Source organism: Corallococcus interemptor (assembly GCF_003668875.1).
Taxonomy (GTDB): domain Bacteria; phylum Myxococcota; class Myxococcia; order Myxococcales; family Myxococcaceae; genus Corallococcus; species Corallococcus interemptor.
On sequence record NZ_RAWM01000009.1, the window covers coordinates 83,372 to 100,894 of the forward strand.

At 69.8% G+C, this 17,523-nt stretch carries 10 protein-coding genes; 4 read left to right on the plus strand and 6 right to left on the minus strand.

Going from position 1 to position 17,523, the window contains the following annotated elements; genetic code table 11:
• Positions 1-16: 16 nt before the first annotated feature.
• Complete coding sequence (locus tag D7X96_RS05560; protein ID WP_121769178.1) at positions 17-1,228, minus strand: acetyl-CoA C-acetyltransferase; 1,212 nt, start codon at positions 1,226-1,228, stop codon at positions 17-19.
• Positions 1,229-1,711: 483 nt separating this feature from the next.
• Here D7X96_RS05560 and D7X96_RS41390 point away from each other — a divergent pair, with 483 nt between their 5' ends.
• Positions 1,712-1,846: a hypothetical protein gene (locus D7X96_RS41390; protein ID WP_279637352.1), complete on the plus strand. Its 135-nt coding sequence runs from the start codon at positions 1,712-1,714 to the stop codon at positions 1,844-1,846.
• 4 nt (positions 1,847-1,850) lie between these two features.
• On the opposite strand, the gene D7X96_RS05570 is transcribed toward D7X96_RS41390, so the two are convergent.
• A complete protein-coding gene (locus D7X96_RS05570) occupies positions 1,851-3,197 on the minus strand; it encodes an FAD-binding oxidoreductase (protein WP_244219455.1) in 1,347 nt (448 codons plus the stop codon).
• Between the two features lie 258 nt (positions 3,198-3,455).
• Here D7X96_RS05570 and D7X96_RS05575 point away from each other — a divergent pair, with 258 nt between their 5' ends.
• The gene (locus tag D7X96_RS05575) at positions 3,456-5,966 is read left to right on the plus strand and encodes a DNRLRE domain-containing protein (RefSeq protein WP_121769180.1); all 2,511 of its coding nucleotides are present in this window, start codon (positions 3,456-3,458) and stop codon (positions 5,964-5,966) included.
• Between the two features lie 44 nt (positions 5,967-6,010).
• On the opposite strand, the gene D7X96_RS05580 is transcribed toward D7X96_RS05575, so the two are convergent.
• The 4 genes from D7X96_RS05580 to D7X96_RS05595 all read right to left on the minus strand — a co-directional run bounded on the left by D7X96_RS05580 (position 6,011) and on the right by D7X96_RS05595 (position 16,030).
• Positions 6,011-7,084, minus strand: a complete 1,074-nt coding sequence (locus D7X96_RS05580; protein ID WP_120546175.1) for a fatty acid desaturase family protein — start codon at positions 7,082-7,084, stop codon at positions 6,011-6,013.
• 27 nt (positions 7,085-7,111) lie between these two features.
• Positions 7,112-13,942, minus strand: coding sequence for a type I polyketide synthase (locus tag D7X96_RS05585; protein WP_121769181.1), 6,831 nt, complete (start codon positions 13,940-13,942; stop codon positions 7,112-7,114).
• Between the two features lie 27 nt (positions 13,943-13,969).
• Complete coding sequence (locus tag D7X96_RS05590) at positions 13,970-15,397, minus strand: SDR family oxidoreductase (protein WP_121769182.1); 1,428 nt, start codon at positions 15,395-15,397, stop codon at positions 13,970-13,972.
• Positions 15,398-15,487: 90 nt separating this feature from the next.
• On the minus strand, positions 15,488-16,030 hold the full coding sequence (locus D7X96_RS05595) for a hypothetical protein (RefSeq protein WP_121769183.1): 543 nt from the start codon (positions 16,028-16,030) through the stop codon (positions 15,488-15,490).
• Between the two features lie 180 nt (positions 16,031-16,210).
• On the opposite strand from D7X96_RS05595, the gene D7X96_RS05600 reads away from it, so the two are divergent.
• Positions 16,211-16,639 carry a YciI family protein gene (locus D7X96_RS05600; protein WP_120546171.1) on the plus strand — a complete coding sequence of 143 codons (429 nt, stop codon included), beginning with the start codon at positions 16,211-16,213 and terminating at the stop codon, positions 16,637-16,639.
• 5 nt (positions 16,640-16,644) lie between these two features.
• Positions 16,645-17,451 carry a serine hydrolase domain-containing protein gene (locus D7X96_RS05605; RefSeq protein WP_244219456.1) on the plus strand — a complete coding sequence of 269 codons (807 nt, stop codon included), beginning with the start codon at positions 16,645-16,647 and terminating at the stop codon, positions 17,449-17,451.
• Positions 17,452-17,523: the final 72 nt, after the last annotated feature.

Below are 17,523 nucleotides of genomic sequence, written 5' to 3' on the forward strand. Positions count from 1 at the left end.
AAAGGGGAGGGAAGGGTCAGACGCGCTCGACGAGGGTGGCCACACCCATCCCGCCGCCGACGCACAGGGTGACGACCGCGCGGCGCGCGTTGCGCCGCTCCAGCTCATCCACCACGGTTCCAAGAATCATGGCGCCGGTGGCGCCCAGCGGGTGCCCCATGGCGATGGCACCGCCGTTGACGTTGAGCTTGTCGTCCGGGATGTCCAGGTCCTTCTGGTACTTGAGCACCACGGAGGCGAAGGCCTCGTTGAGCTCGAAGAGGTCGATGTCCTTCACGGACAGGCCCGCGATGTCCAGCAGCTTGCGGGTGGCCGGCAGCGGGCCGGTGAGCATGATGGTGGGCTCCGCGCCGGAGGTGGCCACGGCGGCGATGCGCGCGCGCGGCTTGAGGCCCAGCGTCTTGCCCACCTTCTCCGAACCCACCAGCACCAGCGCCGCGCCGTCCACGATGCCGGAGGAGTTGCCCGGCGTGTGCACGTGATGGATGCGCTCCACCGCGTGGTACTTCTGGAGCGCCACCGCGTCGAAGCCGCCCATCTCCCCCATGGTGGAGAAGGCCGGGTTCAGCTGGCCCAGCGAGGCCACGGTGGAGTCCGGGCGCATGTACTCATCGTGGGCCAGCACGGTGAGCCCGTTCTGGTCCTTCACGGGGACGACGGACTTCTGGAAGTAGCCGTTCTTCCACGCGTGGGCGGCGCGCTCCTGCGAGCGCACGGCGTAGCGGTCCACGTCCTCGCGGGTGAAGCCCTCCAGGGTCGCGATGAGGTCCGCGGAGATGCCCTGGGGCACGAAGTAGGTGTCGTAGTTGGTGGCGGGGTCCATGGCCCACGCGCCGCCGTCGGAGCCCATGGGGACGCGGGACATGCTCTCCACGCCGCCCGCGATGACCAGGTGCTCCCAGCCGGAGCGCACCTGCTGCGCGGCCATGTTCACCGCCGTCAGGCCGGAGGCGCAGAAGCGGTTGAGCTGCACGCCGCCGGTGGTCTCCGGCAGGCCCGCGGCCAGCACCAGCGTGCGCGCGATGTCCGCGCCCTGGTCTCCCACGGGGGACACCACGCCCAGCACCACGTCGTCGATGAGCTTCGGGTCCAGGTTCGGGTGGCGCTGCTTGAGCGCGTCCACCAGGCCGACGAGCAGCGACACCGGCTTGGTGCCATGCAGGGCGCCCTTCTTGCCCTTGCCGCGAGGGGTACGGACGGCGTCGAAGATGAATGCTTCCTGGCTCACGGGGAGCCTCCTTGTGAGAAGGGAGGGGCTACTGGGGGAGTCCTTCATATATCCGTCCCCACTCGACAGCGATCCACCGCGAGGCAAGCCCGGTCGGACACCCCGTCGGAGAACGCGCCTGGTGACCTGGGACATCAGGTGATGATCGGCGTCATCGCGACGAGCGGGGAGCGCCAGTCCCAAGTGACTGATTTCACGGAGCCCCAAGGCTGGCATGTGTCGTGCTCTTGGGGCCCGGCTTCGGCCCTCCGTCCGCCGGCTCCACGGAGCCTGCCCCCGCGAACGCGCCGTGGCTGGCCAGGAACAACGTCGGGTCGCCCTACAACAGCAACATGCAGCTCATCGACGAGGGCCAGAAGGGCCAGTTCAAGTACACGAACACCTTCACCAACAAGACGAACGAGCCGCAAACCATCACGCTCCGGCACGGGCTGGAGCGGCTTCGACACCAGCCAGATTTCCCCCGCGGGCCACAACGGCAAGATGTCCATCACCCACGAGGCGACCGGCAAGACCGTGACGGAGGCCAACGCCTGGCAGACGGAGAAGGACGACCCCGCGCTCCACGACGTGGGCGTCCCCGCCGGCCCGCTGAACCTGCGCACGGAGATTGGCTAGAGCCTCAGTGGGCCTGGGGTGAGTCCAGGCCCAGCGCCGCCTTGCACGTCTTCACATATAGGTCCCGGAAGAGGTTGTCCGGGTCCGTGCGCTGCTTCACGGCCTGGTACGTGTCCCTGTTCCAGATGCTCCAGAACGTCTCCTCGTCGTAGTAGTTGTACGAGATGAGCGTCTTGGTGCCGTTGACGCGCTGGAGCTCATCCTCCAGCTCCTTGTAGACGTTGCGGCCCGGCGGCTGCGGCATCCCATACACGGCCAGGTCCAGGAACAGCGGGTCCTTCATCCCGGACCACCACCGCGGCGTCAGCCACTCGTAGTCGCGCGTGCGCCGGAAGGGCACGCACCACACGGGGTAGTGCTTCATCTCGCGGTGGTACCAGTCCATGAACCCGGCCGTGCGCGAGAAGGGGACGAAGACGTCCACGATGACCGGCGGGTCCTTCTTCGGCAGCAGCTGGGTGAAGCGGTTGGCCGTCCTCAGCACGCTGTCCGAGTGGATGAGCTTTCCGAACAGCGCCCGCGCCAGGAGGTTCTTCGGTTTGACGTGCGTGACGCCCCGGTTGTAGCGGAAGAGGTAGTCGTACGTCGGCAGGTAGTCCTCGCCCCGGCGCGGGATGCTCTCGCAGTACGCGGTGAGCCAGTCGTAGCGGTGGACGTACGGCGCCCTGTCCACGAAGTGGCCCACGCACAGCACGTGCTTCGTGGGGGAGAAGATCTGCCCGTCCAGGTAGTCCACGCCGGTGTCCTGGAAGTGGTGCCAGATGGCCTGCTGGAAGGACTCCAGCGAGGCGTGCGTCTCGTTCGTCACGCGGACGAAGGGCGCGCAGCGCACGAGCTTGAAGCGCAGCTTCGACAGGATGCCCAGCGTCCCGAACGAGCCGTGCATCATCTCGAAGAGGAGCGGGTCCTCGCGGGGCGTGCAGCGCAGCACCTCACCCTTCGCGGTGATGACCTCGTACTCCAGACAGGTGTCGTGGAAGCCGCCCTGGCGGAAGGACATGGACTCGATGGAGCACCCCGCGATGGCGCCCCCGAGCGTGATGGTCTTGTGCTCCGGGACGATGTACGGAATGAGCCCGAGCGGCAGCGTCGCGCGCACCACCTCGTCGAAGGTGACCGCGGGCTCCGCCGTGCAGGTCATCCCCACGGTGTCGATGTCGAGGATCCGATCCAGGTCGCTCAGGTCCACCTTCTCATCGCGGCGCCGCGCATCGAACCGCTTGGGGACGCTGTGGGGCGGGGACTTCTTCTTGAAGGACGCGGGGCCCTTTCCCTTCCGCTGCCGCAGCTGCCGGGCAATGGCCTCCACCTTCGCTTCATGAAGGGCCTGGGCCTGGGAAGAGACTTCCACGCGGGGACCGCCTGTGACCGACTCCGTGAGCATCCATTGCCTCCGATGGGAGGCAAGGTGCGGATGATTCCGTGAAAAGTGAGCCCTGGCCTGTCGGCGCGGGGCCCTCACGTCCGGCATCCGGGCATGCGGTCGGCCTCGGGCCGCATTGGACCTGGGGACGTTGTGCATCCGCCCGGGCGCCATCAAGCCCGCGCAACAATTTGGCGGATTTAACGAGAATTCCGTTCTTCATCCCCCAACGGAGTTCCCCTCTTGATGTCCTTCCTCCCTTCCTTGATGTCCAGGGGCCGCGCGCCGGTCCTCCTGCTGCTGGCCGTGGCATGCGGCGAAGCACCGCCGGACGCGGACGCCCCCTCCACCGTGGACAGCGCCCTGGAGGCGTCCGTGACGGTGTCGTTCCAGGAGCAGGTCTCGCCGTCGGCCGCGTACACCGGCGCTTCGGACGCCACGCTCTCGGAGAACAGCCCCACCCTCAACGCGGGGGCGGACGGGTTGATCCGCCTGGACCGTGACTACCCCACGGGTTCGGGGAAGACGACGAACGGACTGCTCCGCTTCGACGTGAGCGCCATCCCCGCGAACGCGACGGTGCAAGCCGTCCGGTTGTCCTTCAACGTGCGCAACTCCACCACCGGAGAGGGCTACTTCGTCTACGCCGCGGGCCGTGCGTGGACGGAAGGGCAGGCCACCTGGACGCTCGCGGCCACCGGCTCACCGTGGAGCGGGGCTGGCGCGAGCGGCGCGGCGGACCGGGGCGCTGTCTCCTTCGCCACGCTGCTGCCGGGCGCGACGGGCAGCTACGGCGTGGACCTCAACGCGGCGGGCATCGCGGTCGTGCAGGGCTGGGTCGCGAACGCGGCCACGAACCAGGGCTTCGTGCTGGACGCCAACACGAACATGGACGGGCTGGAGCTGGACTCGTCGGAGGCCGCGACGCTCGCCAACCGTCCGAAGCTGACCGTGACCTACGCGCTTCCGGACGGCCAGGGCCCGGCGGGCAACCCGGGCCTCACCGGCCTGGACAACTCGGGCACGACGATTCCGGACACGAACTACGCCATCCCCTCGGGCGCCATCTTCCTGGCGACGAATGGCAATGACAGCAACGCGGGGACGCAGGCGGCGCCGGTGGCCACGCTCAGCCGCGCTGTCGCGCTGGTGCCGTCCGGCGGGACCATCGTCGTGCGCGGTGGCACGTACCGCGACTGGCTCAACAACGGCGCGGGAAACTACCGGGTCGCGACGAAGCCCATGACCATCCAGGCGTACCCGCACGAACAGGTCTGGTTCGACGGCACGGACGTCAAGCCCGCCTCGGCGTGGACGTCCGACGGCGCGGGGCACTGGTACATGGACTGGAGCACGCCCAGCTTCTGCAACGGCGGCTACTACCAGTACAAGTACGACGCCCAGCCGACGACGAACACCGGGCCGTGCGCTCACTTCGACATGTATGGCGACCCGGCGAACCCCGCCGCGGGCGACCCGCAGATGGTCTTCATCGACGGGACCTACGTGCACGAGGTGAAGACGCTCGCGGAGGCCACGCCGGGCAACTTCTTCTACGACTGGACGAACCGCCGCATCTACATCGCGACGAACCCCACGGGCCACACGGTGGAGGTCGCCGCGCGCCCCGTGGCCCTGGTGCTGGGCAACACCGGCTATGCGCTCAAGGGCCTGGGCTTCCGGCGCTACGCGACCAACGAGTACAGCGGCACCACGAGCGCGGCCGTGTACATCGGCGCGACGAACTCGCTGGTGGAGAACTGCGTCTTCACGCGGATGGCGGCGGGCTCGCTGAGCATCAAGCCCCAGGGCGGCGTGGTGCGCCGCTCCGTCTTCGCGAACAACGGCTTCACCGCCGTGGGCTCCAACGGCTCCACCAACTCCTCCACGGTCGTCCCGGACGGGCTGCTCCTGGAGGAGAACATCGTCAACGCCAACAACACGGAGCGCTTCGGCACCAACTGCTCGCGCTCGTGCGCGCAGGCGGGCGTGAAGATTGCCCACATGAATGGCTTCACGGTGCGCCGCAACGTCTTCGAGAACAACCTGGGCGGCGCGGGTTTCTGGTGTGACGAGGACTGCCGCGGCGGCGTCATCGTCCACAACATCTCCCGCAACAACAAGATCGGCATCTTCTACGAGGTGTCGGACACGGGGATCATCGCGTCCAACCTCATCTACGACAACACGTACGCCGGCATCCAGACGTGCTCGGCGAACACGAAGATCTACAACAACACCCTGGTGGACAACGCCGCCATCGACCTGTGGGTCTACGACGATTCGCGCAACGAGCAGGACAGGCGCGGCTCGGACATCGGGCCTGACACCGTGAACGTGCAGGTGGTGAACAACATCCTGTCGGGCGGGAACATCACCACGTTCAAGGCCTCGCGCTCGGACAACAACTTCACCAACACGGGGCCGAACACGTTCTTCTCCGCCATGGACTTCAACAGCTACTACCGCTCCGGTGGCAGCGGGAAGTCGTTGATCAACTGGGTGGACACGGGCGGCGTGAACTACACGTCGCTGGCCGCGATGCGCGCGACCCACGGCTGGGAGGCCCATGGCCACGACCTCGTGTCGGGTGGGGATCCGTTCTTCGTGAACCAGGCCCTGCGCAACTACGCCGTGCGCGCCTCCAGCCCGGCGTACCTCAGCGGCAGCCCCCTGCCCGCGGACGTGGCGCAGGTGCTGGGCGTGCCCACCGGCACGGTGACCAGCCGGGGCGCGCTGGACTGGCCGGGTAGATAGAGGCCCGCGGGCCCGGAACCGCGTGGGGTTCCGGGCCCCTTGGCTCATGAGGCTTCGAGCCGCTGGCGCAGCGCCGTGGTGGTCAGCTCCGGCGTGCCGTCGCGGCCCATCAACGTCTGGCCATCCTCGGAGTAGAGCGCCGGGCGCTGGTACAGCGTGCGCAGGGCGCGCAGGTGCGGATAGACGATGGACGCCTGGGGGCTCAGCTCCCGCAGGTGCTTGCGCAGGAGCGGGGCGTACTTCGGGCTCTGCGCCGGGAAGATGTGGTGCTCCTGGTGGTAGCTGAAGTTGAAGTGCAGCCAGTTCATCACCGGGTGCGTCTCCACGCTGGCGGTGTTTACGAACGGGTTGTCTGTCTCCTCCGACGCGGGCTGCATCCAGTGGTTGGTGGCGATGTAGATCATCAACGTCACGTTCCCGATGAGCAGCGGGAGCACCAGCGCGTAGAACGCGGCCCTCGGCCCCAGCACCCACCCCAGGCCCACCCAGCCCGCGGTGACGAGCACCGTGAGCACCCGCTCGCGCACGCGGTGCATGTGCACGTGCTGGAACGCGGGCAGGCGGCAGTGGTGCCAGAGGAAGGCCTGGCCCTGCGCGGTGAAGAAGAGGCTGAAGCTGATGAAGCTCAGCCAGTGTCCGGAGCCGGGGGACATGGCGTGGAACAGCTTCGCGAACCCCTGGGTGTGCCAGTCCGTCCTGCGCGGGAGGATGTCCGGGTCGCGCACCATGACGTTGGCGGCGCTGTGGTGGGCCTGCACGTGCCAGGCCCTCCAGTTGCCCGGCGTCACCAGGAAGGGCGCGAAGCCCGCCCAGCCCAGCACGTTCTCCCACTTGCGGCTGTGGAACACCGAGTGGTGCAGCGCCTCATGCGCGGCGAGCCCCACGGCGGTGACGAGCTGGCCCAGCACGAAGGCGATGAGCAGGCAGGCCCAGTGGGGCAGCGTCCAGGTGCCGAGCACCCAGATGAGCGCCGCCTCCACCGGCACCAGGCACAGCGCGACGACGCCGCGCAGGGGTTGTCGTTCGAAGGCCTCCGGAGGCAGCACTCGGCGCAGCTCTGAGCGGAGCCGCTTGGCGTCATCCGGGACGAAGGGAAGGGAAGAAGGGAGGTCGTTCATGGCGGTTGCCTCAGGCAGGAAGGGGTTTCAGGCCATGGGGCGGGCGATGCCGCCTTCGATGAGCATCCGCAGACGGCCGGCTTCGTCATGCGCCGCCACGGTGCCGCACTGGAGCAGGTCCCCCTCCACGCGAGGGGCGAGCGACTTCAGCGTGAGGCGGCGAGGGGACCTGGCGTCATGCGCCACCAGGTCCCGGTCGAACGTGGCCCGCTGGACGCCCACGGGGGCGAACACGTCGTTCGACACGCCCTCCACGTGCATCGCGCTCAGGCGCAGGGCAGCGTCCAGCACGAGCGCCGGCACTGCCTGGCCCGCCTGCCGGGAAGCCTCCGGCAGCCCGAGCCGTGCGAAGCGGGCATCCTCTTCCAGGCGGATCTCCTCCAGGCAGTCGAACATCCGGCGCAGCTCGATGGGGGAGCCCGCGGCGCAGTGCGGGTCGTGCACGGACACGCCGTGGCCCGAGGCGCGAGCGGCCTCCAGCTTGGGGGAGGTCCGGGGCGGCTCGGCCGTCAGCGTGAAGCGGGCCTCGGCGAAGACGAGGTCTTTCTCCAGCACCACGCCGGACGCATGGACGATGTCTCCCGTGAGCTTGACCTGCACGCTGTGCTGGCCGGGGTCGTCGGTGAGCGGCGTGCACTCGGCGCGCAGGGACTGCCGGGCTCCGGGCTTCACGCGGATGAAGCGGGAGAAGCGCACGTCCTCGATGGTGACGGTGCGCAGCTCCGGGCGCGCGTCGTCCAGGGCGGCCTGGAACATGAGGTCCAGGGCCCAGGCGCCGGGAAGGGTGGGCGTGCCCCGGACCAGGTGGTCCTCCAGGCACGGGATGCTCGCCGCGTCGACGGTGAGGTCCCTGCGCGTGGGACGCGCGGCGATGACCTCCAGGCCATAGAAGGCGCGCTCGCTTTCGGTGAGCTGGACGTTGATGGGTTGGACAGGCTGGCCGTCCACCAGCTGGAGGAAGAGCGCTTCGCCCTCCCCGGCGCGGATGCCGCGCAGGCGGCGGCTGGCGCCGAGCACGCGGTACTCCGAGCCGCGCGTCATGCCGATGCCGTCCCAGGCGAGCCAGCCCACGCTGCACCACTGCACGTCCTGGCGCGCGTCGCTGACCCAGGCGCAGAGCCGGTCCAGCGCCTCGTTCGCCGCGCCGTAGTCCGCCTGTCCGTCATTGCCGATGTAGCTGAACGCGGAGGTCAGGACATGGAAGGGCACGGGGGCGGGGAGGCGGCGTGCGCAGGACTCGCGCAGGTTGCGCAGGCCCAAGAGCTTGGTGTCCAGCGTGCCGCGCAGCTCCGTGAGCCGGCGCCGGTGGAGCTTCTTGGAGACCTGCGTACCCGCGCCGTGGACCACCAGGTCGAGCCGGCCGTGTTCGCGCAGCAGCTCCTCCACCACGCGGTCCACGTCTTCGGGACGGGTGACGTCCGCGGCGCGGTAGGTCATCTGGCCGGGCAGCCGCATGAGTCCATCGAGCGTGGCGCGCAGCTCGCGCACGGCCAGGTGGCGCTCGAAGCGTGCTCGCAGCGCGGGCATCCGCACCGAGCTGTCACGGGCGAGCTCGGACGCGTAGAACTCGCGCTCCACGGCGCCCAGGTCCTCGTCGCGAGCCTGGAGCACGCGCTCGGGAGCATCCGACGGGTCGCTGCGTCCCAGGAGGACGACCTTGCAGCCGTAGCGCTTGAGCAGCGCTCCTGCGAGGACGGCCGTCACGCCGCGGCCTCCGCCCGTGAGCAGGACCACGGATTGGGAGGTGAGCGTGACGCCGGGCCGTGCGGGGACATCCGTGGGCTGAAGCAGCCGGACGCAGCGGACGGAGCCATCGAAGCAGACCTCGACGGGACCGGTGTCGTCGCCGGTGCCCAGTTCGGACGCGACGAGGTCGAGCGCCGTGCGGAGCGGAAGCACGCCCGTGGCGATGGCGCGGATGCTCCGTGCCGGAACCTCACGGCCCAGGGACTTGAGCATGCCGGCGAAGAGGCCGGTGACGGGATGCAGCGTCCGGCGCGCACCGACGCCACCGATGCACAGGCTCGCCAGCGACACGGTGCCAGCGGACAGGCCCGCGTAGGCGCGACGGGCGGACAGGAAGAGCAGCTCCAGCGCTTCGTGACGCAGGGCCGTGTCCGCGACGACGGAGGACTCGTTCTCTTCCGGGTTCATCCGGCACACCGAGACGATGACCTGAGGTTCGAAGCCGAGCGCATCCAGGCCGGCCTCCGCGGTCTCCTCCCGGGTGAGGTCGATGCCATGGATCCGCGAGCCCGCATCGGTGACGCCTGTGTGCAGGATGCGGAACTCAGGACCGCAGAGGTCGTGGGCCTGGGTGGAAAGCTCACGGGCCACGGCCTCGTCCTGGGCGATGAACAGCACGCGCTTGCCACGCAGGGACAGTGTGCCGGTCGTCCGGGCGGGACGCTCGACGAGCACCGGCGCGTGGTAGCGGATGGGCGCCGAGTGGTCGAAGCCGTCAGTGGCCTCCGGAACAGGAGCCGAGGTCGACGGTGGACGCGCATCCTCCACGCGAGCCGCCCCCTCCCGAGCCTGCACGGCACCGGTAGGCCTGACAGGCGTCTCCGGGCCAGGGCTGTTCAAGCCTGTCCGACTGTCGGACAGGCGTCCGGGGCTCAGCTGACGCGGCGCCTCCTCCCGTCCGGTGCGGTCAAAACCTGTCCGACTGTCCGACAGGTTTCCATGGATCGACTGCCGCGGGAGCCCCGCCCCATCACGGTGCTCCAAACCTGTCCGACTGTCGGACAGGTTTTCTCGGTCCGGGTTAGGCGGGAGCCCCGCCCCGTCGCGGTGCTCCGAACCCGTCCGACTGTCGGACAGGTTTCCGGAGCCTGGGTGGGGCGGGCGGCTCTCAGGCCCGGGGCTGTTCAAACCTGTCCGGTTGTTCGACAGGTTTTCGCGGCTCGGCTGAGGCGGGAGCACCTTCCAGCCCGGGCTGTCCAAACCTGTCCGACTGTCGGACAGGTTTTTGCTGCTCGACTGGCGAAGCTGGAGTACCAGCCGCGCGCCAGTCGTGCCATCGAGGTGGAAGCGCAGCGTGGAGGCCTGTCCTTCTGAGGCGGCCCTCACCGCGCGCAGCACCTCCTGCGCCTCCCTGGCGGAATGCGGCGGCAGCGTGATGCCCGGTCCGGTGCCTGCTTCTTCGGACATCGACAGATGGCACAGCGGCTTCAAGCCCCGCGCTTCCGCCTTCGCGACCGTGGTCACGGCCAGCATCGCCATGCCCTCTTCAGGCATGGTCCCATCAAGCCCGTCACCCGGTCGCTTCACGTGGGCACTGCCCACGAGCACCAGGTCGAAGCCGCTGTCCAACAGGGCCCGTGAAGCCCGCAGCGACGCGGCCAGCGTGCCGGCACCCGCGTCCACCACGAAGTTCGGCCCCTTGGTGTCGAGCACCCCCGCCACCCGGCCGGGCGTGACATTGGGCATCATCCCCTGGAGCGTGTAGGGCCCGGAGGGCCGCAGCGCGCCCACCGCCGCGTGGAGGCGGTCCACCAGCGGCAGGAGCCGCGCCGCGTCCCGTGACCGCTGGATGTGCTCGCGCAGCCTGCGCCGCAAGGAGTCCGCCAGCACGCGCTGCGTGGCCTCCACACCCCGGCGCGTCTTGCCCTCCAGTCCCAGGACGATGGCCGTCCCCGTCCGCAGCGAATCAAAGGCCCCGAGCTTCTTCACGACGTCGCTCGCGACGATGAGCCCCAGGTGCTGCGTGAGGTCCATGTCCTCCGTGATGTCCGGCAGCAGCCGCACGGAGTCGGGCAGCCGCACCCCCTTGGCGTCGAAGCGCGCCTCCGGGAACAGTCCGTCCGCGGCCACCACCACCAGTTCTTCGCGGGCAGGGGCTCCGGCCCTGGCTTGAAGCGCGAGCGGACCTCCCCGGTACTCCTCCAGCACCAGGTGCGCGTTCGTGCCGCCGAAGCCGAAGCCATTCGTGGCCGCCCGGCGCGGATGGTCCGCGTTCTCCGGCCACGGCTGCTCCCGCGTGCCCACCTCGAAGTCCGGCCCGAGCGCCCGCAGCGCCGCACCCGGACGGTCGAAGCTCGACTGCGGCGGGAAGCTCCGGTGCTCCAGCGCCTTGCACAGCTTGATGACCGAAGCCGCACCCGCGGCCCACCCGACATGGCCAATCAGCGCCTTCACGCTGGCGAGCTGGAGGCCCTTGCGCTTGCCTCCGAAGACCCGGCCAATCGACTGCAACTCGGTGGCGTCTCCGGCCGGAGTGGCCGTGCCGTGCGCCTCGATGTACTGGATGGACTCCGGTTCAACGCCCGCCGCCGCGTAGCACGCTTGCATCGCGGCCACCTGTCCGTCCGCTCGCGGAACGTTCGCGGAGCTGCTGCGCCCGTCGCTGGAGAGCCCCGCGCCACGGATGACCGCGTGCACCTTCAGCCCCGAGGCGACAGCCTCGTCCAGGCGCATCAGTCCAACCACGCCCGCGCCCTCGCCGAAGATGACGCCATCCGCGCGCTCGTCGAACGGCCGGCTCCCCGTCGCGGAGAGCCCCTTGAACTGGGAGAACAGGCAGCTGTTGCCCGGGCCCGGGGAGAACACGCCACCCGCGAGCACCAGGTCGGCCTCGCCGCGCTCCAGCGCCTTCATTCCCAGCGCGATGGCGTAGAGCGAGGACGCACAGGCCGCGTCCAGCAGCACCGTGGACACGCCCGAACCCACCACGTCCGTCACCACCGCGTGAAGGGTCGGGTGCGGCGCCAGCTCGGAGGCCGTGGCGGTGACACCCAGGGTTTCACGCAGCAGCGTGGAGAACTCCCGCGCCGTCTCTCCCCGCGCTCGCAGCAGGGCCTCTCCCGCCTCGACGCACAGCGCGTCGTCGTACTCGGGAGAACCGTCCGCCGTGGATCCGAGCAGGCACTGGATGCGTCCGGGCTCGCGCGGCGCGGTGGACCTCAAGGACTCCATTGCCTGGGTGAGCGCGATCGCCAGCAGGCGCTGCTCACGGCCGTAGCGTTGGAAGCGCTCGGGCGTGATGCCCGGGGGCGGCACGAGGTCGCTGTCCAGGACCCGCCCGGTGAGCAGCGTGTACGTGCGGTCCGGAGTCACCGCCGGGCCCACGAAGTCCACCACCTGGTCCGGATGACTCAGCCCCGTGTCGACGATGCCGCTGATGCCACGCTGGATGTTCCGCCAGTACGACTCCGGATCCTTCGCGCCGCCGGGCAGCATGCAGCCCAGGGACACCACCGCGATGGCCGGGACCCCCTGCGCCACATCCACGGGCAGGGCCCGGTCCACGGACGTCAGCGTCATTGACGTGTCCGCCGGGAGGATCCGCTGCACGATGCGCGTCAGCCGTCCTCCCGTGCCGCAGTCCACGAACCGCGCGCAGCCCGCGTTCACCAGCGTCTCCACCGCGCCCGGAAAGTCGAAGGGACGCACCAGATGGGACGCGAGCGCCTGGGCCAGCTCGGATCCGTCACGTCCGTACACCCGCCGTTCGATGGGCGAATAGATGGGCCCGAGTGCCGGATGCACGGCCAGGTCCGCGAGGCTCGCGCGGAACGCGGAGACCGCGGGCGCCAGGCTCGGGTGGTGGAACGGGTAGCGGCTGGAGATGAAGGTGAAGCCCTTGCCCTGCCGCTCCAGGAACGCGCGAAGCCGCTCCAGCTCCGCACGAGGCCCCGCGACCACGGTCTGCCGCGAGTGATTGCGTCCCGCGACCTCCAGGGTCCTGGCCCCACTCTCCGCCACGGCCCGGAGGGTCTCCGGTTCCGGCAGCGCGACCGCCGCGAGCGTGCCCAGGTCGTCCGGCACCGACTGGAGCGCCCGGATGCGGCGGCACACCACCTCCGCGCCCGTGCGCAGGTCCATCGCGCCGGCCGCGGTCATCGCCGCGATCTCCCCGAAGCTGTGACCGACGAACACGTCCGGCCGCGTGCCCTGGCGCTCCATCCACCGGGCTCCCAGCACGCCACACAGGAAGATGCCCAGCTGATCCAACAGCGGCGCCGCGTCCAGAGCCCGGCCCACCTGCGCGACGTCCTCCGCCGCGAGCAGCGGACCCACGTCGATGCCCTGTGAACGGCAGGCTTCCAGGACCGCCGCCAGCTCCCCACGCAGCTCCGGCTGGAGCGCCTTCAACCGGAGGAACAGCGCGGGCTCGAACGTGCCCTGTCCGGCGAAGAGGAACGCGGTCGCACCGGAGGGCAATCTGAACCCAGTCGCCACAGGATCCGATGGACGCACCGGCTGGGAAGTGGCTTCGCGCCCCGTCGAGGAAACCGGAGTCATCCTCGGAGGCGTCACGGCCACCGGATGCTGCACCGTCACCGGATCCGGAAGGTGCACGGTCCGCGAGACACCGCGCGGCGCCGTGTCCGCCAGCAGGCTGCGCGCCAGTTCGCGCACGGCCTCCGGGAAGATGGCCTGGACTCCATTTCCTCCCTGCAGCGCGAGGTCGCGGAAGCTCTTCGCCCCCGCCGGCTCGTGGATCGACGCCAGCGTTTCGAAGCTGCGCTGGAAGGACTCCGGGAATGCCCGCAGCGTTCCCTGACGGTCCGCGCAGAGCACGGTCTGATAGCCGCACGCCACCGGCGTGCCGTCGCTCTTCAACGTGCGGAAGCAGAAACGCAGGGACACCTCACCGCGCGCCTCCAGCGTCGTCAGCACCACCAGCCTGTCGCCCAGCGCGGCCGGGGCGAGGTTGCGCGAGTAGCCCTCGTAGGTGAGCAGCAGCACCTGATCGAAGTCGCGCCGGAAGTCGGGCTCCTCGAAGGCGTGCGGGCTGAAGAGCAGGTGCTCCCGGCCCGCGCACTGGAACTTGAAGTTGGTGAGGAAGTGATGGCTCCCGTAGGCCATCGTGTCGTCGAAGTGGATGTCATACGGGACGGCGAAGAAGTTCATGGTGATGGCTCCCGGAAAGGTGAAGGGTCAGGACGCGCGAGCAGCCGGCAGCAGGCCGTCCACCGTCCCGGAGAGGCCGGCGTCCACCACCCAGATGGCGCCGTTCACGCGCTGGGTCTTGGGCCCCAACAGCAACTCGGTCACGTCCGCGACGTCATCCGCGGTGCACAGCCGCCCGCCGGGCGTCGCGGACTCCCACCGCGCGACGCGCTCCGGCGCATCCGGGAACATCCCCAGCAGCTCGCCGTGCACGGGGCCCGCGGACACGCAGTTGGTGCGGATGCCATCCGGCGCCAGCTCCGCGGCCAGATAGCGCGTGAGGGATTCCACCCCCGCCTTCACCACGCCCTGGCAACCCAGGTCGTGCATGTACCGCTGCGACATGGACGTGGACATGGTGACGATGCTCCCGCCCCCTCGCGCGGCCATCAGCGGACGAGCCCGCATCGCGCACTCGTACGTGCCGGTGATGCAGGTGCGGAACGCCTTGTCCCAATCGCGCGGCGCGATGCGGTCGAACGGACCGATGAGCCCGTTGGACGCGTTGCACACGAGCAGGTCCAGCCCGCCCAATTCGTCACGGATCACCGTGAACATCCGCTCCAGGTGCTCCTCCTGCGCGACGGAGCCCCACAGGTGGACCGCCTTGCCCCCCGCGTCCACGATGTCCCGCGCCGTCTTCTCACCGTCCTCACGGGAGTGGAACGAGTTGACGACCACCGTCGCTCCCGCGCGAGCCAGCCGCGTCGCGATGACCCGGCCGATGCCCTTCCCTGAACCGGTGACGAGCGCGACCTTCCCCGCGAACGGCAGCTCCGCACGCGGCACGACCGGCGCGGGGGCCGCGTGGACGGGCGCACGGGGCCGGGCCTCCACGACGGGCGGCGCGGCCGGCAGCAGCGTCCCCGCCGCTTCGGCGATGGCGGCCATCGTGCGCAGGCGCTGCGAGAACTTCGGCGCCTCGCCCAGCCCCAGCTCCTTCGCGAGCACGGCCATGACCTCCGCCTGCTTCACGGAGTCGATGCCCAGCTCGTCCTCCAGGTCCGCGTGCGGCGTGAGCAGTTCCTCCGGATAGCGCGTCACGCGTGCGAACACGGCGCGCACACGCGGCAGGAGGTCCGGAGCCTGCAACGCTTCGACGACCGCGGGCACGGCGACAGGAACCGCCGGCACCGGCACCGTTCCCAGCGCCTCCGTCACCGCACCGGCGATGGCGCCCAGCGTGCGCGCCTTGCCGTTTCGCGGCAGCCGGTCCGGCGGCAGGTGGAACTCGCGAGCGATGACCGCGGCGATCTCCGCGAGCTTCACGGAGTCGATGCCCAGGTCATCCTCGAGCTGCGCGTGCTCCGTCAGGATGTCGAGCGGATAGCGGGTGACGGACGCGGCGCACTGCCGCACCTGCTCCAGGATGTTCGAAGGCGTGGATGTATGGGATTGGGAAGAACGCGCGGACATGACGACCCCTGTCGGTTCAATGCGTGACGGGGCCGACTGTAAAAGGGGGTCTGACACGTGCCGCGAAGCGGCGCGCACAGCTCGCAGCAATCAAGGAGGCAGCGAAGACTCCTCGCGCGCGGGAATACGCGCGACGTGTTCACGAGCGCGCCGCCATCCCAGCCACAGGGGAATGAACAGCGCCGGCAGCGTGAGCAGATCCGTGATGTCCACCGTGTGCGCCGTGGCCCGGACCGGGGGAATGCGCACGCCGGAGAGCCACGCGCGCAGCGCGAGGAAGGGCCACTGCAGCGCACCCAGCGCCCAGCGCCACGCATCCCCGGCGGCGGGTGAAAGCTTCGTGGCGGCGAAGCACAGCCCCGTCAGCACCACGGCCCCCACCATCACCGCGAACGACGGACGGAAGTCCCGCGCACGCCGCTGGAACGCCTGCTCCCACAGCGCCTGGAGGAGCACCGGGAACATCGCGAGCCCGGCCACGTCGGAGAGCTTCCCCGTCCACCACGACGGCCAGCGCGCCTTGAACACGTGGTCGTTCAGCACCAGCAGCACCACGGCCACCAGCACCCCGGGGTGCAGCAGCCCGCTGGACGGGAAGGGCCTGGGCCCGGTGGAGGTCGTTCCCGCGCGCATGGGGGCACTGTCACACCCGAGCCCCCGAAATGGAAAGCCCCGTGATTGCGAGGGCTTGGAGGACGCGGCGGAAAAATAAAAGGCCGTGTCGATTTCCCCCGGGCCCATTCGTTGCCTCACTGAAAGCAGGACGAAGAACACCCCCCGCGGCCCCCAGGGCGCGCGGCAGGAGACACGACCGTGCGATTCATGATCATCCGCAGGGCGGACAAGGACACCGAGGCCGGCGTGATGCCGGACGAGAAGCTGCTGGCCGCCATGGGGGCGTACAACGAGGAGATGGTGAAGGCGGGCGTGATGATCCAGGGCGAGGGCCTGCATCCCAGCAGCAGGGGCCTGCGCTTGAAGTTCACGAACGGCAAGCCAGCGGTCATTGACGGGCCCTTCACGGAGACGAAGGAGCTCATCGCCGGCTTCACGATCATCCAGGTGAAGTCGCGGGAAGAAGCCCTGGAGTGGCTCAAGCGCTGGCCGTCCATCGACGCGGGCGGCAACGTGGAACTGGAGCTGCGCCAGATCTTCGAGGACGACGACTTCGGCGCGGAGTTCACCCCCGAGCTGCGCGCACAGGAAGCGCGCATCCGCGAGCAGGGCGCGAAGAACCGCTAGTCGCGATGGCGTCCACCCGTGACATACGCTGCCGCGCGTCCAGGGCCGGTGCGAAGACGGGTGAAGCGATGCTTCAGCGGATGGCGCTGCTGTGCGTGGTGTGTCTCATGGGCTGCGGAGGCAAGCGGCTGCCCTCGGGGCCGGGCTCGCCGCCGGACCCGGTGGAGGACGGCTGGGACCCCGAGTCGCCCGGCAACGAAGAGCGGATGTACGGCACGGACGACTGGGCCCGCTTCATCGTGGACGTGCCCATGCGGGACGAACCCGGCACCGTGACGCGCTACTGCACGGGCGGCGTGGTGCTGCTGGGCGCGGTGCTGGAGCACGTCAGCGGCCGCTCCATCGCGGACCTGTCGCGCGATTGGCTGTTCTCCCCGATGCAGGTCCAGGACGTCACCTGGCAGCCCGCGGGCAAGACAGGCACGGACACTGGCGGCCACCTGCGCCTGCGCCCGCGCGACTTCCTCAAGGTGGGGCAGCTGATGCTCGACGGCGGCGCATGGCACGGCGAGCGCCAGGTCTCCGAGGCGTGGGTCACGGAGTCCGGCAAGGCGCTGGGGCCGCTGGGTGACGTGAACTACGGCCTCTTGTGGTGGAGCGCCCGCTTCGTCATCCAGGGCACGCCGGTGGAGGTGACCTTCGCGCGGGGCAACGGAGGCCAGTACGTCTTCGTGGCGCCTTCGCTGGGCGTCACCGCGGCCTTCACAGGCAGCCACTATAATGATGCGGGCTCGGCGTTCCCCCTGGTCCTGTTCGGGCAGTACGTGCTGCCGGCGGCGCTCGGGCTGGAGCGGCCGGGGACGGGCGGCTGAGCGGACCTGTCCTCTGCCAGACGGAGGAGGGCCGGCGCGCATCGGGATTCCGACGCGGGGCCTCGCTTCGTG